The organism is Mesorhizobium sp. M0019, assembly GCF_040323975.1.
In the GTDB taxonomy this organism is placed as follows: domain Bacteria; phylum Pseudomonadota; class Alphaproteobacteria; order Rhizobiales; family Rhizobiaceae; genus Mesorhizobium.
Window position 1 is genome coordinate 37,676 of record NZ_JAMYVK010000011.1, and the last position, 22,858, is coordinate 60,533.

A 22,858-nucleotide genomic window follows, 5' to 3' on the forward strand; every position below is an offset into this window, starting at 1 on the left:
CTATCGAACGATCGGGCCGGCCGGCGTGCGGGTGAGCACTTCAGCGCCCGCATCGGTCAACAGCACCGTGTTGGAAACGAAGTCATCGCCGCGACCGGTGCCCATCAGCCATGACAGGATGTGGAAGCTCATCCCGGTCTCGATCTCGAGGTCGGAATCGTGCCTCAAGCCGGTCACCGAATTGCCGCCGGTCCATGATGGCGGCTGGCCGGCGCCGACAAGATAACCGCAGTGATGGCGGCGATAGTGGGAAAGACCGGCCGCGTCGGCGACAGCCTGCCAGGCGGCGTAGACATCGCGCGCCTTGGCGCCCGGCCGCAACGCCTCGACGACCGCGTTGAACGCCTTGGCGGTCACTTCCGCCATTGCGGCGTCTTCGTCGCTGATGTGGCCGATGCGAACGAGCCGGCCGAGCGGGGCGTGGTAGCGCGAGATGCAGCCGGACAATTCGACAAAGACCGGCTCGCCCTTGCGGTAGATCCCGTCGCCCCAGGTCGTGTGCTCTTCACCCAGGCGCGCGGCTGGGCGGATGAACGGTCCGAAGCCCGGCGCATGACCGCCGGCGCGGATCATTGCCGCAACACATTGGGCGGCGACCTCCTGTTCGGAAGCGCCATCGGAGATCGCGGCGATCGCGGCACCGGCGGCGGCGTCCGTCACCTTGGCGGCTCGACGCATCAGCGCCTGTTCCTCGGCGCTCTTCACCCACCGCATCTTATCGACCAGACCGGAGACGTCGCTCCACTTGGCATCGGCTTGCATCTGGAGTGCCATGGCAAGTCCATGGCTAAGGCCGGCCGTCCAGTATTCGAGACCGATCCGCTTGCCGGACAGGCCGAGCTCCGCAAACACCCGCGCGGCAAGGTCGGCCGCCGTTTCGCTGTCGGAGTGGCCACGGAATTCCGCTGCCTTCACCTGCTTCTCGATCGTTACCTTTTCCATCGAGCGGGTGACCAGGACGGGTCTTTCCTGGAGCGGAACGATCAGCAGGTGAGGGGCAAAATACCCCCAGTGATCGAGCCCGGTGAGATAGAAGACGTTCTCCGGCGAGGCGAAGACCGCCGCGTCGAGCTCGCGCTCGGCTAGAGCAGTACGGATCTTCGCAAGGCGGCCGGCGATTTCGGCTTCGGAAAACGGATTGCGGTCCATCGGGCGTCCTCGTGCTTGTTGCCGGCTTGCTGGCGGGCATGGTCTTTTCGGCAGCCGGTTTCCCAGCCGCCATGTCAGTCGATGACACGAGTTCGCGCGCCACATCGCAGAGGCGTTCGCCGCCGCGATCCGTGACGACGAAGGATTCCGAGATGGCGATGCCGAAATCGTCGAGCCAAACGCCGGCCATGAAATGGAAGCACATCCCGGGCTGCATCTCGGTGGTGTCGCCGGGACGAAGGCTTGCGGTGCGTTCACCCCAATCGGGCGGATAGGCGAGCCCGACCGGATAGCCGACGCGGCTTTCCTTCTTCAGCCCGTTCTTCCTCAACTCTGCCTGCCAGGCGGCTTCCACCTGTTCGGCGGTGTTGCCGGGGCGCGCCTTCTCGAGGCCAGCGTCGACGCCCTCGACGATCGCCTTGGCCATGTCGAGGATGGCTTGCGGCGGCTGGCCAAAATGCACCGTCCGGGTCAGGGCCGCATGGTAGCGGCGCCGCACGCCGGCGATCTCCAGAATGGCGAGGCCGCTGTCCGGCAGCGGCGCGTCGGACCACGTCAGATGCGGCGTGCTGGTGCCCTCGCCAACGGGCATCAGCGGACAGATCGCGGCATAGTCGCCGCCCGCTCCGGGCACGCCCATGATCTGTGCGTGATAGATTTCGGCAATGACATGGTTCTGCGGCACGCCAGGCCGCATTTTCTCGATGGCGCGGTTCATGGCATGCGTGCAGATCGCTCCCGCCTCGCGGATCAGCACCAACTCGGCCTCGGATTTGACCAGCCGCGCCCAGTTGACGAGATCGTGGTTGTTGGCGAAGTGCGCGTCGGGCAGCCCTTGGATCAGATGGGCGTGGCAGCGCGCCGTATAATAATGCGCGTCCATCTCGACGCCGATGCGGGCTTTTCCCCAACCGCGCGACCGGATCAGTCGGGCGAGTTCGTCATAGGGGTGTTCGACGGGCTGCTGCACCAGCCGTTCCGAGAACGGCACGATGTTTGTCTCCGGCAGGCCGGTGGTCAGGCGTGCGCTCTTGGCATCCTGTGCCCTGCCGAACCAGATCGGCCGGTCTTCCTCCAGATGGACGAGCACGCACTGCGGAACGTAGAACGACCATCCATCATAGCCGGTCAGCCAGCACATGTTGGCGGGATCCTGACAAACGATGAGATCGAAGCCGGCTTTTTGCATGCGTGTCTTCACGCCGGCGAGGCGCTGCCCATACTCCGCTTGCGTGAATGTCCCGAAGCCGTTCGCGGTCGCCACCGAAATCCTGCCTTCCAGGTACGCCGTTTGCCTTTTGTAAGTGGCAACTAGGCCAAATTGTGCACAACTCGACGTCAATTTGCTGGCTAACTGCGAACTATCGTCGAATTTTCATGGTTTCTATATCTCTGCTTGCGAAATGTCTAGGGCAGTTGTATACGTCTTATCAAGCAGGCGTCGACCTCGAAGAAGGCCGCGCCCTGGGAACCATCCACAGTTGTCCAATGGGAGAAAAGCATGTTCAATTCATCGATATCGCGCCGCATGGTCGTGAAAGCGGCTGCCTGCATCGCGCTCGCCGCGACGTCATTGACGTCGTTGTCCGCTCACGCGGAAACCACCCTCGAACGGGCCAAGAAGGACGGCTACATCCGCGTTGGTTTCGCCAACGAGGCGCCGTTCGGTTACGCCACGCCAGACGGCAAGCTGACCGGCGAGGCGCCGGAAGTCGCCAAGGCGGTGCTCGCCAAGATGGGCATACCGCAGGTCGACGGTGTTTTGACCGAATTCGGCTCGCTCATTCCAGGTCTCAAGGCCGGCCGCTTCGACATCATCGCCGCCGGCATGTTCATCACTCCGAAGCGGTGCGCCGAGATCAACTACTCCGAGCCGTCCTACGGCATCGGCGAGGCTATGCTGGTGGCAAAAGGCAATCCGAAAGGCATCAAGGATTTTTCCAGCATCAAGGACAATCCGGATCTCAAGCTTGCCGTGATGGCCGGCGCCGTCGAAGGCGGCTTCGCCAAGGAAGCGGGCGTTGCCGGTGGGCAGATCGTCTCCTTGCCCGACCAGTCAAGCCTGGTCGCCGCCGTCCAGTCGGGCCGCGCCGATGCAGCCGCGCTGACCGCTCTTTCGATCGCCGACATGGCCAAGAAAGCCGACGGCGTCGAATCGACCAAGCCCTTCGGCGAGGTCGCCGGCAAATCGGTAAAAGGTCATGGCGGCTTCGGCTTCCGCAAGGAAGACACCGACCTGCAGGAGGCTTTCAACGCCGAGCTGAAGAAGTTCCTCGGTTCGCCGGAGCATATCGCGCTGGTCGAGCCACTCGGCTTCGGCAAGGATTATCTCCCCAACAAGACCACCGCAGAGCTCTGCGCTGGCAAATAGGTTCCCAACTGCTGGCGGCGCGAAAGCGCCGCCCTTTTTCCTTGGGGGAATCGCATGGGTATCCGTACGCTCGTTGCCATGCTGGTCATCGCGCTTGTCGTGATCGGTGCCTTGGCAACACAGGAATCATATCAAGTGTTTATGCCGGGGCTGCTGCAAGGCGCGGTCCTGACAATCGAGATCGCCGTCCTCGGCAGCCTGCTCGCAATTGTCATGGGCGTGCTTGCGGCACTTGCAAGGATGTACGGCCCGACGCCGCTCAGATGGCTGGCCACGGTTTACGTCGAGATCTTCCGCGGAACGTCGGCACTGGTGCAATTGTTCTGGCTGTTTTTCGTGCTCCCGCAATTCGGCGTCACGATCAACGCGTTCGTGGTGGCGGTGCTCGCGCTCGGCCTGAATGTCGGCGCCTATGGATCGGAGTGCGTGCGCGGCGCGATCCTGTCCGTCGCCCGCGGGCAGTGGGAAGCGTGTACGGCATTGAACATGAGCCGCCCGCAGATGTTGCGTCGGATCATCCTGCCGCAGGCCTTTGTCGCGATGATCCCACCCTGGGGCAATCTGTTCATCGAGCTTCTGAAATCGACGGCGCTGGTCTCGCTGATCACGCTTTCGGATCTCGCCTTCAAGGCGCAGCAAATGAACCAGAACACGTTCAAGACCATTCCGATCTTCACCCTCGTTCTTTTGATGTACCTGGCAATGTCGCTGGTTGTGACCATCGGCATGCGGCTTCTTGAAAGGCGGGCATCGCTCGGACTGGCGCGGGGGAAGGCGGCATGATCTGGGATTGGGGATTTGCCCTGGAAATCCTGCCGGTGCTTGCCCGCGCCGCCGTCATTTCCATCGAAGCGACGCTGATCGGCTTTGCGCTTGCCGCCTCGCTCGGCCTGGTGCTGGCCGTTGTCCGCATCGCCGTGCCATGGACCAGCTGGACGATTTCGGTGCTGGTCGAGCTGATCCGCTCGACCCCGCTGCTCATCCAGATATTCTTTCTCTATTTCGTCTTTCCGAAATTCGGTGTCGTGCTCGACGCTTTCACCGCCGGGGTGCTGGCCATCGGCATCCACTACGCCGCCTATTGCTCCGAGGTCTATCGCGCCGGTTTCGACAACATCCATCGCGGCCAGTGGGAAGCTTCGATCGCGCTCAATCTCTCGTCCTGGACGACGTTCCGCGACATCATCATTCCGCAGGCGATCCCGCCGATCGTTCCGGCGCTCGGCAATTATCTGGTGGCCTTGTTCAAGGAAACGCCGTTGCTTTCCGCAATCGCCGTGATGGAACTGATGCAGACCGCCAAGATCATCGGCTCCGAAACGTTCCGCTACACCGAGCCGATCACGCTGGTCGGCCTGTTTTTCCTTGCCATGAGCCTGGTTTCGGCGGCGCTCATCCGCTCCCTCGAAGGGTTGCTCAACCGGAGGACCACCCGATGACTGAACAACCGACGGTCCGCTTCGACAATGTATCGAAACGCTACGGCACGTTAACCGTTCTCGACGGGCTCAATCTCGAAATAGCGCGCGGCGAAAAAGTCTCGGTCATCGGTCCGTCGGGTTCGGGCAAGACGACGGTGCTGCGCATGTTGATGACGCTGGAGACGATCAATGACGGCGTCATCTGGGTCGAAGGCGAGCCGCTGACCCATATGGAGAGGAACGGCAAGCTTGTTCCCGCCGATCTCGCCCACATCCGCAAGATCCGCGCCAAGATCGGCATGGTGTTCCAGTCGTTCAACCTGTTTCCGCATATGACGGCGATGCAGAACTGCATCGAGGCGCCGATAACGGTGCTCGGAATGAAGCGGGCGGACGCCGAGGCACGAGCGGCCGAGCTGCTGGAGCTGGTCGGTCTGGCCCAGAAGAAGGACCACTATCCGTCACAGCTTTCTGGTGGCCAACAGCAGCGCGTCGCCATCGCCAGGGCGCTGGCAATGCGGCCCAAGATCATGCTGTTCGACGAGGTAACGTCGGCGCTCGACCCGGAGCTTGTCGGCGAAGTGCTACAGGTGATAAGGCAGATCGGGCGCGAGCATGATCTCACCATGCTGATGGTCACCCATCAGATGGGCTTCGCCAAGGAGTTTTCCGACCGCGTTTGTTTCTTCTATCAAGGCAAGATCTGCGAGCAGGGGCCGCCAAGCGAACTGTTTGGTGCTCCCAAGAACGAGCGGACACGGCAATTCCTGCACGCTGTCCTGGAGGCTGGGTGACGATCGAGACAGAGGCCAAGCCGCCCACGACGGTGACCGCCGCGCCGCCGCGCCCGCTCTCCGCCCGGGAGCGGTTCGAGCGCATCTACCGGATATTGCGCGACCGCATCTGCCTGCTCGATTATGCGCCGGGAAGCCACCTTTCCGAGGAAGAACTTGCCCAGGAATTCGAGATCAGCCGCACGCCGGTCCGGCGCGTGCTGGCGCGCCTTGAATCCGAGGGTCTGGTTCAATCCGTCCACGGCGTCGGCACGATCGTCACCGACGTCGACATCGAGGAATTGCAGCAGGTCTATCATCTGCGTCTGGAGCTGGCGCTCCTCGTCGGCAAGCTTTCGCCGATCCCGCGCACGGCGGACGACCTCGACCGGATACGGGCGCTCATCGCGCGCTGCGATTCCGATATACTCAATCCCGACCAGCGCGCTTTCCTGCGCCTCAACATGGATTTTTTCTACGAGCTCACGGCGATGACCGGCAACCAGCCACTGCGCGAGATCAGCGAGCGCCTGTATTTTCAGGTCGCGCGCGTCGTCCTGAAGCTGATGCCGCAATTGGGCCTTGTCGAGGAATTCACCGCGTTCCGCCGCGAAATGGAAGAGGTCCTTGCCGCCGCTGAGATCGGCGACTGGGAGTCCATCGGGCACATAAGGCGGGCGCATATCTCAATGAGCTTCCGCCGCATGATGCGTCACGCAGGCGAGGCGAATCTGGATAGAGCTACATAATCAGCGCTTAAGATTGTGCCGGTGGCCTGCCATCGAACTTGCCTAGTTGCCAGGGAAAGCATGGCCGCCCGCCCGGTGCCGACAGAATTTGCCAGCACCGGCGAGACTGCAGGCCCGCGCCGCCCTTAAAGAGGATTCTCATTCGGTATGTTGGCGGGATTCCAGACAACCTCCCATAGGTGTCCGTTCGGGTCGCGGAAGTATCCGGCATATCCGCCAAAGAACGTGTCCCGGGCAAGCTTGATGATCTCGGCTCCGGCGCGGGCGGCCTCATCCATCACTTGATCGACTTCTTCGGGGCGCACAACGTTGTGGCCGATTGTGAACGAGGTCGAACTGATCGGCGCTTTGGGCAGGCCGGTGTCGCAGGCGAGGTCGTCCTGAGCCCAGATCGCGAGCTTCAACCCGCCGGACAGCGTGAAGAACGCGACGGCGCCATGCTCGAACTCGCGGCCGATGATCCCTTCCGTCGGCAAGCCGAGACCGTCGCGGTAGAACGCGAGAGAACTCTCGAGGTCGGCGACAGCGATGGTCAAAACCGAAACGCGCGGTTTCATGGCAGTCTCCTCTGGTTGTCGGAGATACCAGGATAAAGTCGGGCGATAGTGAAGACTTGAACAAAACGGCCAAAAGCGTGCCGCCATGTCGAAGAACGCGCCGAGGTTTCACTCGTTGTGCAGCAGGTGATGAATCTGTCGCGGGGTGCTTCCCGTCAGGCGGCGGCTCTCGCGGACAAGATGCGCCTGATCGGAATAGCCCGCCTCGGCCGCCAGCATGGCGGTGGAGCTGTTGGAGTGGCTCGAAAGCCGCAGAAAGCGCTGGTAGCGGAGGATACGGTCAAGCGTCTTGGGGCCATAGCCGAAGCTCTCGTCGAAGCGCCGGCGCAACATCCTTTCGCTCATCTCGAGCGCGCGCATCAACCAGGGGACGAGAGGCGCGTCGGGTGGCAGCCCGCGCTCAATCAAGCGATATGCCGCCTGCATGGGAACGTCTGTCGCGTGGGAGGCCATTTCCTCGGCGACGACCTGTTCGAGAGAGCAGGCCAGTTCCTCGAGATTGTCGCCAGCGCGCACGCGGCTGGCGAGGCGGCGAGCGCGCGCGCCCCACAAATCGTCGAGCGACAGCCTCTTGCCGACCAGCTCGACTTGCGGCACGCCGAGCCATGCCGCCGCCGTGGCAGGATGGAAGCGCAAGCCGATCACGACCTCGTCCGCCGCTAGAACCTCGGTCTGCGGCTCCTTGTCAGGGCCGGCAATTCGGCAGCTGCCTCCGATCCATTGCAAATCGATCGTCGCGTCGGGCATGATCACGATCGGCGGTGAGCCCGCCGGGTCCATTCGATGCACCCACACCGAAGCAAAGCTCCCGTGAAGCCGCGCCGACGCTGGACGTTGCTGAAATGAACCCGTTGCCTGTGCTGGGACGGGATCGCTCATCTCGCTCCTCTTCGAACTAGCGGCGGTGACCCTACGGCGCAGCGGCTGCGCCCGGCCGTCGCTCGAGGCAACAATCTGCACGGCCGACAACGTCTTCCAATCGAGAACAGTTGCAAGAATCGGTCGTTTTCTTCCGGCCGGAATGAAGAGGGCAGGTGAGGGGTGATGCCACGCGCATCGCCATCGGTAGCGCCATGTGCGGCGCATACGTCGATGGCCGTTTTGTTCAATCCGGCAAGCGAGATGCGTGCTTATCTTTCGGCGTCGTACATCACACGAGAGGTTTGCGTCATGAGCAACAACAACGACCAACGGATCGACTACGTCGAATTCAACGTGAAAGACATTCAGCAGTCACGCGACTTCTACGGAAAGGCATTCGGCTGGACCTTCACCGACTACGGCCCGCAATATTGCGAGTTCAACGACGGGCGCTTGTCAGGTGGCTTCGCCGCTGGCCCAGCGAGGTCGGGAGGAGGCCCGCTCGTCATTCTCTATGCCGATGATTTGCCGGGAACGGTCAAACGTGTCGAGCAGGCGGGAGGCAAGATCGTCAGACCGATCTATGGCTTCCCCGGTGGCCGGCGCTTCCATTTCGCTGACCCGGATGGTTACGAGCTTGCGGTTTACACCGAGGACGGCAGCAAGGAATGATCGCGTTCTTCCACCACCTCGGATTGGTTTTGCTCGGCGGCGTCTTTATCTGGGCGGGCGCCGAGCATTTCCTCAGGTTCCGGGCGGTTGCAGCGTCCCTGGCCGAGCGGGGCTTTCCTGCTCCCAGGCCTCTTCTCGCGGCCGGATCGGTGCTGGAGATTGCAGGCGGCTTTTGCCTAGCAACGGGCCTTGGTGGACCCTTTCCCGGCGCGGCCTTGGCCGTATTCACCATTGCGGCGTCTTTCATGGCGCTCAACTTCTGGCGCTACAGCGGTGATGAATGCGAAGCGCTTCGTACCGGCTTCACCATCAATGTTGCCGTCTTGGGCGGGTTGATTGTCGCCGCGACCACTAGCCTGTGATCATCGTTTCGGGGTGGCGGGCCACTGGACCACGTCAGAGCCATTCCATGACGCTGCGCTGCTTGAGCAGTTCATTGATGGCTTCCGCAAGGCCGGTCTTCCGGCGTGACCTCCCAAACGGCCAGCATTGAACGCGGCGCTCTGTACAAAGCCTACTTCAAGATCGCGGCGACGATGAATCCCATCCCCTGCGGTCCTCCTCTAAAAGGTAACGGCGCCTTGGCTGTCACGGGTCGCCTTAGGCGCTCACGAATGCCTTGGGCAATGTGGATGAAGGCAGCGCACCTCGTAAACATGCAAGTTCACATTTTAGCGGCGTGAGCAGGCGGTCCCTGAAAATCCGTGTTCTGATGTCGTTGCCTCCTCGGCACCGTTCGTGCGACCTATTCCTCAAAGCGACCCGTGGCGTCACGATCGCGCTCGTATCGTCTGGTGAGCGGAAACGGCGGCAACCAGGACTCGCGTCGGATGATCCAGCTTTCGTAGGTTGGCATCAGTTGGTCAGGCGCATCAAGGGACCCTAGGTTTACTTCGATTTCGTCTGCGGTGCGTCCGAAAATGGAGGAGCCGCAGCGGGGGCAGAAAAACCGCCCGGCATAGTCGCGTGTTTCGCCGTCGATCGTCACCGCATCCTCAGGAAAAATCGCGGAAGCGTGAAAAAGGGCGCCATGATGCTTGCGGCAGTCAAGACAGTGACAAAGGCCGACCCGGTATGGGCGCCCCGACGCGATAATTCGGACGTTGCCACACAGGCACCCGCCGGTGAATCGGTCCATGCTGCGTCTCCTCCAAAATCAAACGGCCGGAATGGTTACAACGACCGGCACTGTTGTTGCAATCGCCGCGCCGCGGGCGGGGACACGTCGTTCTTCCGTGGCGATGACATTGCAGCCGCCTCTCTATGCCTTGCGCAAGCTTGCCGCCGAAAATAGGCTTTGGTTTGTCATATGGAACGAAACGGCGCGTTCCATTGAGCCGCCAACTCGGCGGCCGAGGCGATCTTGACGCCGCAGTCGGCGAGTATGCGTGCGACGGTCGCTACCAGTTCAGCGTTGGACGAGGCTATGCTGCCGTCCGGAAGGAAAAGATTGTTTTCGAAGCCGACCCGGACATGGCCGCCAAGCAACGCGGCGGCGGTCACGCACGCCGCTTCGTTGCGGCCGAAGGCGCAGACGCTCCAATGGTCGAAGCGCGGCATGTTCGCCGCAAGGAATGGCAAGAGATCGGCAGGAACGGACGTCTGTCCCGGCGTGTAGCGGCCCAGCACGTAGAGAACCGGTATGCTTGCCCAGGGGATCAGTCCGCGCTGCTGCATGTCCGAAAGCCTGACGGCCTCCTCGGGCGAATAGAGGATGATCTGCGGCGCAACCCCCTGGGTGTGCAGCCAGGCCATGAAGCGCACAAAGGCGAGTTCCGATCCGGCATCAGGAACGATTTCCCGAAGCGCCAGCGAGACAGCTTGCGGCTTCACATCTTGTACGACGGCCATCTGTTGGGCCGGCGAATAGATGCCGAGTGCTTCGGAGGTGATCTGAATTATCAAGCGGTCGCCGGCAGCACCGCGGATGGCGGCGATCGTCTGGCGGTAGGCGTCGGCGTCGAGCAGATGATTGCCGCTTCTGTCGCGGACATGGACGTGGATCATAGCCGCACCGGCATCAGCGCATTCCGCGGCCGTCCTCGCAAGTTCGGCTGGTGTTAGTGGAATCGCCGGATGGTCGGCCTTGCTGCGACGTCCCCCATTCGGGGCGACGGCTATGGCGATGCGGTCGAGACCATGGGCCGGCTTCATGGGGACGTTCTGTGAGTGACAAGATTCATATGAATCAATCTTTGATCACACTGAAACAGACGTTGCAATCGCTGGTCTGGCGAGCTAGCAATATCCATGGACCAGGGAGAGCTTGCTGGACAGATCGTCAGTGCCTTCGACGGCATGTCGGCGCAGCTTCGGTCCGCCGCGCGCTATGTCCTTGATAAACCGTATGATGTCGCGCTGTTGTCCATGCGCGAGCAGGCCCGGCACGCAGGCGTGCAGCCGGCGACGATGACGCGGCTGGCCCAGCATCTCGGCCTTGATGGCTACGAGACCGTACGCGATATTTACGCCGCCGCGATCCGGGACGGCGAAATCGGTTTCGCCGGCAAGGCGGGCCTTCAGGTGGCCAGCCAAAAGCTCAAGGGCGACCACGCGCTGGCGGCCGATATTCTGGATTCGATTTCCAGCCAGCTTTCCCATCTCGCCGAAGGCAGGTCGATCGACCGTCTGGTCGAGACGGCGAGGGCGCTGAGTGCGGCAAGGCGCGTCTATTGCCTCGGCCTGCGCTCGAGCCACGCAGTCGCCTGGCATCTGCATTACATCCTGTCGCTGATCGGCGAGAAGTCGGTGCTGCTGCACGGCATCGGCGGAACCGATGGCGACGCTCTGGCCCATGCGACCAAGGACGACGTGCTGATCGCCGCCAGCGTCCTGCCCTACACGCGCTTCACCATCGAGCTTGTCGAGTACGCTGCCGGCCGCGGCGTACCGGTCATTGCGATCACCGACAGCGGGGTAGCGCCCTTGGCGCTGCTTGCCGATCACCTAGTCGTCGTGCCGACCGGCAGCCCGTCCTTTTTCCACACCATGACGCCAGCTTTCATCGTTGCTGAGGTCCTCGGTGCTCTTGTCGCAGGGCAGGCAGGTGAGGGCGCTGTTGAGTCGCTGCGACGTTTCGATGAGCAGGGCGCCGCTCTCAAGACCCATCTGAACCAACGTCCGCCGAAGAAAATGCCCATGAGGGACCGTCGATGACACACATTCTTCATCGAACCATCCACTCGACGCTGCCGGTCGCCATTCGCGGCCAAGGCATCGAACTGTTCGATGCCGAGGGCAAGTCCTATATCGACGCGTCGGGCGGCGCGGCCGTGTCCTGTCTCGGCCACGGCCATCCCGACGTGATCGCTGCACTGCACGCCCAGCTTGACCGCATCGCCTACGCCCACACCAGCTTCTTCACCACCGAGGTGGCGGAGCGCTTGGCGGATCGGCTGGTCGAGGACGCGCCGAAAGGCTTGGACCACGTCTATCTAGTCAGCGGCGGCTCGGAGGCGGTCGAGGCCGCGCTCAAGATGGCCAGGCAATATTTTGTCGAGAAAGGCGAGCCGCAACGGCGCCATCTCATCGCACGCCGGCAGAGCTATCACGGCAATACGCTCGGCGCTCTCGCCACCGGCGGCAACGAATGGCGGCGCGCCCAGTTCAGGCCGTTGCTGATCGAGACCCACCATATCGACCCCTGTTACGCCTATCGCTATCAAAAGCATGGCGAAAGCGACGAAGCCTATGCGGCGCACGCCGCCCAGCAGCTCGAAGACAAGATCCTCGAACTCGGCCCGGACGAGGTCATCGCCTTTGTCGCCGAGCCGGTGGTGGGTGCCACGCTCGGCGCGGTGCCGCCGGTCGCGGATTACTTCAAGCACATTCGCGCGATTTGCGACCGCTACGGCGTGCTGCTCATTCTCGACGAGGTGATGTGCGGCATGGGCCGTACAGGCACGCTGCATGCGTGCGAGCAGGACGGCATCGCTCCCGACCTGCTGACCATCGCCAAGGGACTTGGCGGTGGCTACCAGCCGATTGGCGCGGTGCTGCTCGGCCGGCATATCTTCGATGCCTTTGCCCAAGGCTCGGGCTTCTTCCAGCATGGGCATACCTATATGGGCCATCCAATGGCAGCGGCGGCCGGCCTTGCCGTGCAGGAGGTCATCCGGCGTGACGGTCTGCTCGACAACGTCAGCGCAATGGGCGCGCAGCTGGACGAACGCCTGCACCAACGCTTCGATAACCACCATCACGTCGGCGACATTCGCGGGCGGGGTCTATTTAGGGGAATCGAGCTGGTGGTTGATCGCGCCAGCAAGGAACCATTCGACCAGAGGCTTGAACTCAACGCCCGCATCAAGCGCGAAGCAATGGCCCGCGGCCTGATGATTTATCCGATGGCCGGGACGATTGATGGTGTGCGGGGCGTTCATGTGCTTGTTGCGCCGCCATTCATCATTTCCAAACAGGATATCGATCGGATCGTCGAACGGCTCGGTGAGGCGATCGACGCTGCGATCGCTTCAGCGGCCTGACCCGCACGACGCGGACCGCCTCAACCAGTTCCAACGCGTCATCGGCGACGGGCCGGGACACCCACCAGAGAGGTAGCAACCATGTACAGTTCAATGAAAACCCTGATCGGCGCGGCGGCCTGCATGCTGCTGGCGCTGCCATCCGTCGGAGCCGAGCAGCGCTTCGTCACGGTCGGCACCGGCGGGGTCACCGGCGTCTACTACGCCGTCGGCGGCGCCATTTGCCGACTGATGAACAAGGACCGGCAGAAAACCGGAATCCGATGCTCGACGGAGTCGACCGGCGGTTCGGTCTTCAACGTCAACTCCATCCAGACCGGCGACCTCGATTTCGGCTTGACCCAATCGGACGTCCAGTACCAGGCCTATGAGGGGACCGGAAATTTCGACGGCAAGCCGTTCAAGGATCTGCGGGCCGTGTTCTCCGTCCATCCCGAGCCGTTTACCGTGCTGGCGCGGCCGGACGCCGGCGTCACCAAATTCGAGGATTTCAAAGGCAAACGCTTCAACGTCGGCAATCCCGGGTCAGGCACCCGCTCGTCCATGGAGGAGTTGCTCAAGCAGATGGGCTGGACGCTCGGCGATTTCTCGCTTGCCGCGGAGCTGAAGGCGGACGAGCAGGGCAGCGCGCTGTGCGACAACAAGATCGACGGTTTCTTCTACGGCGTCGGTCATCCTTCCGCCGCGATCCAGGATCCGACCACGGCCTGTGGCGCCAAACTTATCCCGCTGACCGGTCCGGCAGTGGACGCGCTGTTGGCAGCTCATCCGTACTATTCAGTCGCCACCATCAAGGGCGACATGTACGCCAACAATCCGGACGACGTGACGACATTCGGCGTCCGCGCGACAGTGGTGACGAATGCCAGCACGCCCGATGAGGTGGTCTACGAACTGGTGAAGTCGGTCTTCGAAAATTTCGACGACTTCAAGAAACTGCATCCGGCTTTCGCCAATCTCGATCCCAAGGAGATGATCAAGACCGGTCTGTCGGCGCCAATGCATCCGGGCGCAGAGCGCTATTACAAGGAGAAGGGCTGGCTCTGAGGCCTTCAATGCGAGGCGCCACAGGCGCCTCGCATCGCAAATAATTGTGGGGAACGATGACAGATCAAAGCCAGCGCGCGGCAGGGCCTGACCAACCCGTTATCGACATTGACAAGCTTAGCGAGATCGTCGCCGAAGCCGACACCGGTGGGCGCAAGCCGACCGGCCGCACCGCGAAGCTGATCCTCGGCGTATCGCTGGCATGGTCGCTGTTCCAGCTCTGGTATGCCTCGCCCCTTCCGTTCATGCTCAATTTTGGTGTCGTCAGCGACGGCATCGCCCGCTCCATCCATCTGGCCTTCGCCCTGTTTCTGGCGATGCTGACGTTTCCGGCCTTCAAGACCTCGTCGCGCAGCCGGGTACCGCTGCCCGACTGGGTGCTAGGCGTCGCCGGGGCGGCTTCCGCCCTCTATCTGTTGGTCTTTTACAGCGATATCGCCCATCGGCCGGGCCTTCCTACTACGGCTGACCTGATCGTCTCGATCGCCGGCGTCCTCATCCTGCTCGAGGCCGCCCGTCGCGCCGTCGGGCCTGCCATCACCGTCATCGCGGCGATCATGCTGATCTATATCTTCGCCGGACCTCACCTACCTGGCCTGCTCGGCCACAAGGGCGCGACGTTATCGCGCGCAGCCTCGCAGATGTGGCTGACGTCGGAGGGGGTCTTCGGTGTTGCCCTCGGTGTGTCCACCAACGTCGTCTTCATGTTCGTTCTGTTCGGAACATTGCTGGAGCGCGCCGGCGCCGGCGGCTTTTTCATCCAGCTTGCCTTCTCGCTGCTCGGCAAATACCGCGGCGGTCCGGCCAAGGCCGGTGTCGTGGCTTCCGGCCTGACCGGCATGATTTCCGGGTCGTCGATCGCCAATGTCGTGACCACCGGAACCTTCACCATCCCGCTGATGCGCCGGGTCGGATATTCTGCGGTGAAGGCGGGCGCCATCGAATGCGCGGCCGGCGTCAATGGTCAGCTGATGCCTCCGGTGATGGGCGCCGCCGCGTTCTTGATCGCGGAATATGTCGGCATCTCCTATGCCGAGGTGGTCAAGCACGCCTTCTATCCCGCGCTGCTGACCTACGGCTCGTTGTTCTACATCGTCGATATCGAGGCGATGAAGACGGGGATGAAGGGCCTGCCGTCACGCAGCACGCACTCCGCATTTCAGGGTGCGCTGCGCGGGCTGATGGGCATATGCGGCTTCATCGTCCTCGCAGGGCTTGTCTATTACGGCATTGGCTGGACGAAGATCGTTTTCGGCGCGGCCGCGACCTGGATGATCACTGCCGCGCTGATCGCCGTTTACATCGGCCTTGTCGCCTACCGGGCGCGTTATCCCGACCTGCCGCTGGAGGATCTGGAGGGCGAGATCGTCAGGATTCCCCACTTCGGCGAGACGGCGCGCACCGGCCTGCATTTTCTGCTGCCTGTGATCCTGCTGATCTGGTGCCTGATGGTGGAGGAGTTGTCGCCCGGCCTGTCGGCATTCTGGGGCGCTGTCGCCCTTATGGCGCTGATCGTCACGCAGCGGCCGCTCACCGCCTTTTTCCGCAAGGACCGCGCGCTGGCGCAGCATTGGCTTCACGGTTTCGACGATCTGGTCGGTGGGCTGTCCGCCGCCGCACGCAACATGACGACGGTCGGCATTGCCACTGCGACGGCCGGCATCATCGTCGGCACGGTTCTGCTCACGGGCATCGGGCTGGTAATGACCGAGCTGGTCGAATTCATCTCGGGCGGCAGCTTCATCGTCATGCTTTTGTTCACCGCGGTGATCTGCATCATTCTCGGCATGGGCATGCCGACCACTGCAAGCTATGTCGTCGTCGCCACCTTGATGGCGCCGGTCATCGTCGATTTGGCGGCGCAGAACGATCTTGCCGTGCCGCTGGTCGCCGTCCACATGTTCGTTTTCTATTTCGGGCTGATGGCGGACGTGACGCCGCCAGTGGGCCTGGCGGCTTATGCTGCGGCGGCAATTTCCGGCGCCGATCCGGTGAAGACCGGCATTCAGGGCTTCAAGTACGAGATCCGTACCGGCCTGCTGCCGTTCATCTTCATCTTCAACACCGGACTGCTGATGATCGATCTCGAAGGTCCGTTCGATTTCGTCGCGATGGTGGTGACATCGACGCTGGCCATGGTCTCGTTTGTAGCAGCGACGCAGAATTGGATGCTCGTGCGCAACCGCTGGTACGAGACGATTGCGTTGCTTGTAGCCTGTTTCATCTTGTTCAGGCCGGGATTGTTGCTCGATCAGGTGAGTGAACCGTATCGGGCAGTACCTGCCTCCCAACTCAGCCGTATCGTCGACGAGACAGCCGAGGAGGGCGCAGTTCGCTTGCGCCTGACGACACTGAACCTCAACGGCGATGAGATATCGAAGCTGGTACGTCTACAACTCGGGCCTGCAAATTCATCGGCCGAACGCCTGAAGGCGGCGGGCCTGGACGTCAATGCGCTTGGCGATAGCGTGACGGTCGGCGTCGTGCGACTGGGCAGCCAGGCGGCCAAATTCGGCCTGCAGCCCGGCGACGAAATCAACCAGGTGCTAGTCCCTGCGGAACGGCCATCGCGCTATTGGTTTACCATCCCGGCCCTGTTGTTGCTCGGTCTCGTCTTCTGGGTTCAGAAGCGGCGAAGGAGGACAATCGGTCTGTAAGCGTCTTGTGAGCGGAAGAGTCTTGGCCAGCATGTCGGTAACAAGAGAACCAAACGGCGCCGCGGAACCGGCTAACGTGGAAATGCGCATGACGACGCGCGACCGCCCCTTCGAACCCGTCGACTACGGGCTTTACGCGCTGACGGTCATTGCCTGGAGCGCATCGTGGTTCGCGATCGAACTTCAGGTCGGCAGCGGTGTGTCGAACGAGATCAATCTGGTCTGGCGCTTCGCCATCGCCTCGCTGCTGATGTTTGCCTGGGCGGGCTTTTCCGGTCGGCGGCTCCGCTTTCCGATCACCGATCATTTGCGCTTTGCTGTGCTCGGCATCCTCATCTTCTCGTCGAACTTCCTGTTTTTCTATTACGGCGCCGGCTATCTCGTCAGCGGCTTGCTCTCGGTCGTCTTCTCGCTCGCCTCGGTCATCAACATGCTGCTCGGTGCCTTGGTCGTCGGCGAGCGCCCGGCACCGCGCATTCTCGCCGGCGGCACCATCGGCTTCGCCGGAATAGCGCTGATGTTCTTTCCCGAAATCGCCGCCAACGGGCTTTCCGGCGGCACGTTGGTGGGCCTTCTTCTGTGCCTCTGCGGCACGGTGAGCTTCTGCGCCGGCAATCTCGTCTCCGTCGCAAACCAGCGCCGCGGCCTGCCGCTCGTTTCAACGAGCGCCTGGGGCATGCTTTATGGCACTTTGTGGTCGGCGTTCCTGGCCTTCCTGCTCGGTGAGCCGTTCGTGTTCGCGACGACCGCCTCTTACATCGGCTCGCTGGTCTTCCTCGCCGTCATATCGACGGTCATGGCTTTCGCCGCCTACCTGACGCTGCTCGGACGCATTGGCGGCGCCCGCGCCGGCTATGCGACCGTCATATTTCCCGTCTTTGCGCTTTTGATCTCCACGGCGCTGGAAGGCTATGCCTGGACTGCGTACGCGATCATCGGGCTCGTCCTCGTCGCCGCCGGAAACGTCCTGGTCATTCGCGGAGGACGGCGCTGACGCATGGAATGCTTGCGCAATGCCGCGGCGTTCCGGTTGTGCGGGCCGCGGTTCTATCGAGCTTGACTCTCCGCATCCTCTGTCTAAGCTGCGGCCAATGGGTCAGACCAATGTACCAGGGTTGGCCCGGGAGGGAACTAAACGCGCATGCCGATCCAGGCCGTTGAACCACGCCGGCTTTACCGACAGGTCGCCGATCAGCTCAGGCAGCTGATCGATGCCGGCGAGTTTTCCGTCGGCGACCGCCTGCCGACCGAGCGGGATCTGGCCGACCAGCTCGGAATTTCCCGCCCGACAGTCCGTGAAGCGCTGATAGCGCTGGAGGTCGAAGGCCGCATACGCATCCGCGTCGGCTCGGGTATCTACGTCACCGATCCGCCGAGCGCCGCCGCCTCCGAACCCGAAGTCGAGGAAGGCCCGTTCGAGCTGTTGCGCGCGCGCGAATTCGTCGAAGGCGCGATCGCCGCCGAAGCGGCCCTCCATGTCCGGCCTGCAGATATCGAACGGCTCGACGACGTGCTGCGCCGGATGGAGGCCATGCGTCACCCCAACAAGATGACCATTGCGCTCGACCGGGAATTCCACACCGCTGTCGCCGGCATTCTCGAGAACGCGGTGCTGGTGCGCTTCATCGGCGAGCTTTTCGACCAGCGCATGAACCCGTACTTCGAACGCCTGTCGATCTATTTCGAGACCAGCGATTCCTGGCAGGTCGCGGCAAAGGAACATCGTGCCGTGCGCGATGCAATTGCCGCGCGCGACCCCGAGCGGGCCAAGGCCGCCATGCAGCAGCATCTGCGCCAGTCGCAAATCAGATTCTCACGCAATTTCGATGAGAGAGCCGCAGCCAAGGAAGTTGCGGAATAGCAGTTGGCCGGGGGGAGATCCGGCCGTCAAATTCAACCAGGGAGGAATTAGATGCTGAGAAAATACGCAGTTCTGCTCGGTGCGATCGCCGCAATTGCCATACCCATGGCGTCGGCCTCGGCGGAAACGGTCCTGAAATGGGCACATGTCTACGAGACGACGGAGCCCTTCCACACCGAATCCGTGTGGGCTGCCGACGAGATCAAGAAGCGCACCCAGGGCCGCTACGCCATCGACGTCTATCCGGCCTCGCAGCTTGGCAAGGAAGCAGACATCAACCAGGGCCTGATGCTAGGCACCGTCGATATCATCATTTCCGGATCGAGCTTCGCGGCGCGCGAATATCCACCGATCGGCGTCACCTATTTCCCATACACTTTCCGCGATGCCGACCATCTGCTGAAATACACCAAAAGCGACGTCTACAAGGCCCTGACCAAGGGCTATGAGGACAAGACCGGCAATCATATCGCCGCCACCACCTATTACGGGACGCGGCAGACCACATCGAACCGGCCGATCGCCAAGTGCTCCGACATGCAGGGCCTGAAGATGCGCGTTCCCGACGTGCCGGCCTATCTGGCCATGCCGCGTGCTTGCGGCGCCAACACGGCGCCGATTGCCTTCGCCGAGGTCTATCTCGCCCTGCAGAACGGCACGGTGGAGGCCCAGGAGAACCCGCTGACCACCATCGAGGCGAAGAAATTCTACGAGGTGCAGAAGAACATCGTGCTCACTGGCCACATCGTCGATCATCTCAACACCATCATATCGGCGTCGCGCTGGGCCTCGCTTTCCGACGAGGACAAGAAGATCTTCACCGAGGTGATGCAGGAGGCTGCCGCCCGCGCCACGGCAAAGATCGTCGCCCGCGAAAAGGAATTGGTGCAGGTATTCAAGGACCGCGGCATCAGCGTGACCGATGTCGATCGCGCCGATTTCGAGAAGAATGTCCTGGAGAAGGTCACCTTCGAGGAGTTCGGCTACAACAAGGCCGATTGGGAAGCGATCCGCGCCATCAAGTAGGGCATCGGGAAATCGGATGCTCAATCAAGAGGAGGGCGGCAATCGGATTCGCCGCTTTAACCTGCCTATCCGTCCGGCTTCAAATTGCGCCGGACGGCCTTGCCAATCCTTGACGATCCACCAGCTTCGGGAGCCCGCGCCAATGGCCGAGGAACACCACACCGAGATCACCGTCGAAGAGATTGCGCACGCCTTCGAGGAGGTGCCGATACGCGTCGACCTGTCGGACCACGGTATCGAGGACTGGGTCACGCTTGCCGTGTTCTGGGGCATGGTCGCCTGTGTCTTCTTGCAGTTCTTCACCCGTTATGCGCTGAACAACAGCTTTGCGTGGACCGAGGAGATCGCCATCAACGCGCTCGTCGTCGTTGTCTTTCTCGGCGCCGCCATGTGCGTGCGTCTTTCGCGCCATATCCACGTCGACGTGCTTTACCACTATCTGCCGGAGCGCGTCGGCCGCTGGCTGGCGCTCGCCGTCGATATTATCCGCATCGCATTCTTCGCCTACGGATCCTGGCTGATGTGGCGCTACGTCACGATCGTGGCGCATGAGCGCATGGTCACCGTCAACCTGCCGCGGCGCTGGTTCTTCTACGCCGTACTGGCGGGCTTCGTGCTGATGCTTCTGCGCTCGATCCAGGTCTTTATCGGCAATTACCGGCGCGGCTATTCGGTGCTCGAGCGTCCCGGTGCGTTCGAGACGGCGGGGGTCTGAGCGATGCTGCTTCTGGTAGGGGGCTTTCTTGTCCTGATGCTCATCGGCGTGCCGGTCGCTGTTTCGATGGCGGCCGCCTCGATCCTTTACCTCGTCATCTACGGCGTGGCGCCCGATATCATCGCAGCCCAGCGCATGATCGCCGGGGTGGAGAGCTTTCCGCTGCTCGCCGTGCCCTTCTTCATCCTGGCCGGCAACCTCATGAACATCGCCGGCGTCACCGGGCGCATCTATTCCTTCGCCCTTGCCCTGGTCGGCTGGATGAAGGGCGGCCTGGCGCAGGTCAACATCATCGGATCGGTGATCTTTTCCGGCATGTCGGGCACCGCGCTCGCCGACGCCGCCGGCATCGGCACCATCGAGATCAAGGCGATGAAGGACCACGGCTATCCTATCGACGCCGCGGTCGGGGTTACCGCCGCTTCCGCCACGCTCGGGCCGATCTTTCCCCCCTCGCTGCCCTTCGTCATCTACGGCATGATGGCCAATGTCTCGATCGGTGCGCTGTTCATGGCCGGCATCCTGCCCGGCGTGGTCATGACCGTGCTGATGATGATTACTGTTGCCATCTTTGCCTACAATCGCGGCTGGGGTTCCGACACGCCTTTCGAGCTTCGGCGGCTCGCCGAAGCGGCGGGCGAGGTGCTGGTGGTGGCTGCCTTTCCGATTGGCTGTTACGTGCTTGTGCAGCTTGGCCTGTCGATCAACATCGCGGTCGGCATCGCGCTGCTGCTGCTGATCGCCGCGGACTGGTATTTCGATTTCTCTGCGGTCATGGCGCTGATGACGCCGGTCATCCTGATCGGTGGCATGACGATGGGCTGGTTCACGCCGACCGAAGCGGCGATGGCGGCTGTGATCTGGTCGCTTTTCCTCGGGCTGGTGCGCTACCGCACGATGACGCTGCGTTTGCTTGCCAAGGCCAGCTTCGACACGATCGAGACGACCGCCTCGGTGCTCTTCATCGTCACCGCCGCATCGATCTTCGCCTGGCTGCTCACCGTCAGCCAGGCGGCACAGCTGTTTTCTAACTTCATTTTCGCGCTCACCGAAAACAAATGGGTCTTCCTGATCCTGGTCAACATCCTGATGCTGGTGGTCGGCTGCTTCCTCGATACGATCGCCGCGATCACGATTCTGGTGCCGATCCTGCTGCCGGTCGCCGCCGTCTACGGCATCAACCCGGTGCATTTCGGCCTGATCATGACGCTCAACCTGATGATCGGGCTTTTGCACCCGCCGCTCGGCATGGTGCTGTTCGTGCTGTCGCGCGTCGCCAAGCTTTCGGTCGAGCGCACCACCATGGCGATCCTGCCGTGGCTGGTGCCGCTTATCGTGGCGCTGCTTCTGATCACCTTCATACCCGCCATCACGCTTTGGCTGCCGACCGAGATGGGCTTGATCCGGTGAGCGGCCAGGTGATTGCCGCAACGCTGTTCGGCCCGCAGGACCTGCGCGTCGTGGAGCGTCCGCTTGAACCGCTGGCACCAGATATGGTGCGGGTGCGCTTTGGGGCAGGGGGCATCTGCGGCTCCGACCTGCATTATTTCCGCCATGCCCGTACCGGCGACTTCGTCGTCACTTCGCCGCTTGTCCTCGGCCACGAAATCTCAGGCGAAATCATCGAGATCAACGGCGCCGCGCCCGGCCTTGGCGTCGGCGACCATGTCGCGGTCAATCCATCGCGCTGGTGCGGGCGTTGCGCGCGATGCCTGGAAGGCCGCGCCAATCTCTGCGAGAATATCTATTTCATGGGCTCGGCGTCGAAGACGCCGCATATGCAGGGCGGTTTCGCCAGTCTGTTCGACGCCACGCCCGCGCAATGTTTCAAGGTTCCATTTGATGTGGCCTACCAGGCGGCCGCACTTGCCGAGCCGCTGGCGGTCAGCCTGCACGCCATCGCGCGGGCGGGCGACATCAGGGGCCGCAACGTCATCCTGTTCGGTGCCGGCCCCATCGGTCTCTTGACCATGCTCGCGGCCAGGCTTGCCGGCTGCGCTGAGCTTACGGTCGCCGATATCGCCGCCGCTCCGCTCGCCTTCGCCCGCCGGCTTGGCGCCGACAGGACGATCGACCTTTCCAGCGGCGACGCCGAGCTCCAGGGGCTTGCTGCCGGCGGTTCGCTTGATGTGGCGTTCGAGATTTCTGGCAGCGCGGCCGGCCTTGCCGCGGCGATCGCCAGTGTCCGGCGCGGCGGCACGGTGGTCCAGGTCGGCAATCTTCCCGGTGGCCAGATCCCACTGCCTGCCAATGCGGTGATGGCCAAGGAGATCGACCTCAAAGGCACATTCCGCTTCGGCAGCGAGTTCGGTCGCGCGGTCGATCTCATCGTGTCGGGGGAGGTGGACGTCCTCAAGCTCGTGACGGCGGAGTGCACGCTTTCCTCCGCCCCAGACGCGTTCCGTCTTGCCGCCGACCGTTCACAGAGTGTCAAGGTCGTGCTGACCGCGGACTGAATCGTGGTTTTGCCAGATCGTTAGCAGCCATAACTCATTGCGAACGGAGCAAATCCGCT

At 62.4% G+C, this 22,858-nt stretch carries 22 protein-coding genes and 1 pseudogene; 17 read left to right on the forward strand and 6 right to left on the reverse strand.

Annotated features, from left to right (window positions below):
- Together NKK47_RS10740 and NKK47_RS10745 are read right to left on the reverse strand one after the other, a co-directional pair.
- Nucleotides 1-1,254: a M24 family metallopeptidase gene (locus NKK47_RS10740; RefSeq protein WP_352576578.1), complete on the reverse strand. Its 1,254-nt coding sequence runs from the start codon at nucleotides 1,252-1,254 to the stop codon at nucleotides 1-3.
- Between the two features lie 34 nt (nucleotides 1,255-1,288).
- Nucleotides 1,289-2,413, reverse strand: a pseudogene (locus NKK47_RS10745) (M24 family metallopeptidase); the annotation flags it as partial.
- 237 nt (nucleotides 2,414-2,650) lie between these two features.
- On the opposite strand from NKK47_RS10745, the gene ehuB reads away from it, so the two are divergent.
- The 5 genes from ehuB to NKK47_RS10770 are packed head-to-tail and all read left to right on the forward strand — an operon-like array spanning nucleotide 2,651 to nucleotide 6,463.
- On the forward strand, nucleotides 2,651-3,520 hold the full coding sequence (ehuB, locus tag NKK47_RS10750) for an ectoine/hydroxyectoine ABC transporter substrate-binding protein EhuB (protein WP_352576580.1): 870 nt from the start codon (nucleotides 2,651-2,653) through the stop codon (nucleotides 3,518-3,520).
- Between the two features lie 54 nt (nucleotides 3,521-3,574).
- Nucleotides 3,575-4,303, forward strand: coding sequence for an ectoine/hydroxyectoine ABC transporter permease subunit EhuC (gene ehuC, locus NKK47_RS10755; RefSeq protein WP_023674258.1), 729 nt, complete (start codon nucleotides 3,575-3,577; stop codon nucleotides 4,301-4,303).
- The gene (ehuD, locus tag NKK47_RS10760) at nucleotides 4,300-4,959 is read left to right on the forward strand and encodes an ectoine/hydroxyectoine ABC transporter permease subunit EhuD (RefSeq protein WP_023674259.1); all 660 of its coding nucleotides are present in this window, start codon (nucleotides 4,300-4,302) and stop codon (nucleotides 4,957-4,959) included. Before ehuC ends, ehuD begins: the two co-directional genes overlap by 4 nt.
- Nucleotides 4,956-5,735: an ectoine/hydroxyectoine ABC transporter ATP-binding protein EhuA gene (gene ehuA, locus NKK47_RS10765; RefSeq protein WP_352576581.1), complete on the forward strand. Its 780-nt coding sequence runs from the start codon at nucleotides 4,956-4,958 to the stop codon at nucleotides 5,733-5,735. Before ehuD ends, ehuA begins: the two co-directional genes overlap by 4 nt.
- Nucleotides 5,732-6,463 carry a GntR family transcriptional regulator gene (locus NKK47_RS10770; protein ID WP_023674261.1) on the forward strand — a complete coding sequence of 244 codons (732 nt, stop codon included), beginning with the start codon at nucleotides 5,732-5,734 and terminating at the stop codon, nucleotides 6,461-6,463. The genes ehuA and NKK47_RS10770 overlap by 4 nt, the downstream gene beginning before the upstream one ends.
- A 125-nt stretch (nucleotides 6,464-6,588) precedes the next feature.
- On the opposite strand, the gene NKK47_RS10775 is transcribed toward NKK47_RS10770, so the two are convergent.
- Together NKK47_RS10775 and NKK47_RS10780 are read right to left on the reverse strand one after the other, a co-directional pair.
- Complete coding sequence (locus tag NKK47_RS10775) at nucleotides 6,589-7,020, reverse strand: VOC family protein (protein ID WP_352576583.1); 432 nt, start codon at nucleotides 7,018-7,020, stop codon at nucleotides 6,589-6,591.
- Nucleotides 7,021-7,128: 108 nt separating this feature from the next.
- Nucleotides 7,129-7,800, reverse strand: coding sequence for a helix-turn-helix domain-containing protein (locus tag NKK47_RS10780; protein ID WP_352576585.1), 672 nt, complete (start codon nucleotides 7,798-7,800; stop codon nucleotides 7,129-7,131).
- Nucleotides 7,801-8,190: 390 nt separating this feature from the next.
- Between NKK47_RS10780 and NKK47_RS10785 the strand changes: the two genes are divergently transcribed.
- On the forward strand, nucleotides 8,191-8,553 hold the full coding sequence (locus NKK47_RS10785; protein WP_352576587.1) for a VOC family protein: 363 nt from the start codon (nucleotides 8,191-8,193) through the stop codon (nucleotides 8,551-8,553).
- Complete coding sequence (locus NKK47_RS10790; RefSeq protein WP_352576589.1) at nucleotides 8,550-8,915, forward strand: DoxX family protein; 366 nt, start codon at nucleotides 8,550-8,552, stop codon at nucleotides 8,913-8,915. Before NKK47_RS10785 ends, NKK47_RS10790 begins: the two co-directional genes overlap by 4 nt.
- A gap of 383 nt (nucleotides 8,916-9,298) precedes the next feature.
- On the opposite strand, the gene NKK47_RS10795 is transcribed toward NKK47_RS10790, so the two are convergent.
- Complete coding sequence (locus tag NKK47_RS10795; protein WP_352571209.1) at nucleotides 9,299-9,691, reverse strand: GFA family protein; 393 nt, start codon at nucleotides 9,689-9,691, stop codon at nucleotides 9,299-9,301.
- 167 nt (nucleotides 9,692-9,858) lie between these two features.
- Nucleotides 9,859-10,707, reverse strand: a complete 849-nt coding sequence (locus tag NKK47_RS10800) for a beta-keto acid cleavage family enzyme (RefSeq protein ID WP_352576591.1) — start codon at nucleotides 10,705-10,707, stop codon at nucleotides 9,859-9,861.
- 96 nt (nucleotides 10,708-10,803) lie between these two features.
- Here NKK47_RS10800 and NKK47_RS10805 point away from each other — a divergent pair, with 96 nt between their 5' ends.
- The 10 genes from NKK47_RS10805 (at nucleotide 10,804) to NKK47_RS10850 (ending at nucleotide 22,799) form a co-directional block, all read left to right on the forward strand.
- Nucleotides 10,804-11,709, forward strand: a complete 906-nt coding sequence (locus NKK47_RS10805; protein ID WP_352576593.1) for a MurR/RpiR family transcriptional regulator — start codon at nucleotides 10,804-10,806, stop codon at nucleotides 11,707-11,709.
- Complete coding sequence (locus NKK47_RS10810) at nucleotides 11,706-13,037, forward strand: aspartate aminotransferase family protein (RefSeq protein WP_352576595.1); 1,332 nt, start codon at nucleotides 11,706-11,708, stop codon at nucleotides 13,035-13,037. The genes NKK47_RS10805 and NKK47_RS10810 overlap by 4 nt, the downstream gene beginning before the upstream one ends.
- Nucleotides 13,038-13,130: 93 nt before the next feature.
- On the forward strand, nucleotides 13,131-14,084 hold the full coding sequence (locus NKK47_RS10815) for a TAXI family TRAP transporter solute-binding subunit (protein WP_352576727.1): 954 nt from the start codon (nucleotides 13,131-13,133) through the stop codon (nucleotides 14,082-14,084).
- Nucleotides 14,085-14,140: 56 nt separating this feature from the next.
- Nucleotides 14,141-16,741: a TRAP transporter permease gene (locus tag NKK47_RS10820; RefSeq protein ID WP_352576597.1), complete on the forward strand. Its 2,601-nt coding sequence runs from the start codon at nucleotides 14,141-14,143 to the stop codon at nucleotides 16,739-16,741.
- An 88-nt stretch (nucleotides 16,742-16,829) separates the two neighbouring features.
- Nucleotides 16,830-17,735, forward strand: coding sequence for a DMT family transporter (locus NKK47_RS10825; protein WP_352576599.1), 906 nt, complete (start codon nucleotides 16,830-16,832; stop codon nucleotides 17,733-17,735).
- A 147-nt stretch (nucleotides 17,736-17,882) separates the two neighbouring features.
- Nucleotides 17,883-18,602, forward strand: a complete 720-nt coding sequence (locus tag NKK47_RS10830; protein WP_352452148.1) for a FadR/GntR family transcriptional regulator — start codon at nucleotides 17,883-17,885, stop codon at nucleotides 18,600-18,602.
- Nucleotides 18,603-18,653: 51 nt separating this feature from the next.
- Nucleotides 18,654-19,628, forward strand: coding sequence for a sialic acid TRAP transporter substrate-binding protein SiaP (locus tag NKK47_RS10835; RefSeq protein WP_023717039.1), 975 nt, complete (start codon nucleotides 18,654-18,656; stop codon nucleotides 19,626-19,628).
- Nucleotides 19,629-19,770: 142 nt separating this feature from the next.
- Nucleotides 19,771-20,343: a TRAP transporter small permease gene (locus tag NKK47_RS10840; protein ID WP_352576601.1), complete on the forward strand. Its 573-nt coding sequence runs from the start codon at nucleotides 19,771-19,773 to the stop codon at nucleotides 20,341-20,343.
- A 3-nt stretch (nucleotides 20,344-20,346) separates the two neighbouring features.
- Nucleotides 20,347-21,753 carry a TRAP transporter large permease gene (locus NKK47_RS10845; protein ID WP_023674276.1) on the forward strand — a complete coding sequence of 469 codons (1,407 nt, stop codon included), beginning with the start codon at nucleotides 20,347-20,349 and terminating at the stop codon, nucleotides 21,751-21,753.
- The gene (locus tag NKK47_RS10850; RefSeq protein WP_352576603.1) at nucleotides 21,750-22,799 is read left to right on the forward strand and encodes an L-idonate 5-dehydrogenase; all 1,050 of its coding nucleotides are present in this window, start codon (nucleotides 21,750-21,752) and stop codon (nucleotides 22,797-22,799) included. The genes NKK47_RS10845 and NKK47_RS10850 overlap by 4 nt, the downstream gene beginning before the upstream one ends.
- Nucleotides 22,800-22,858 lie beyond the last annotated feature (59 nt).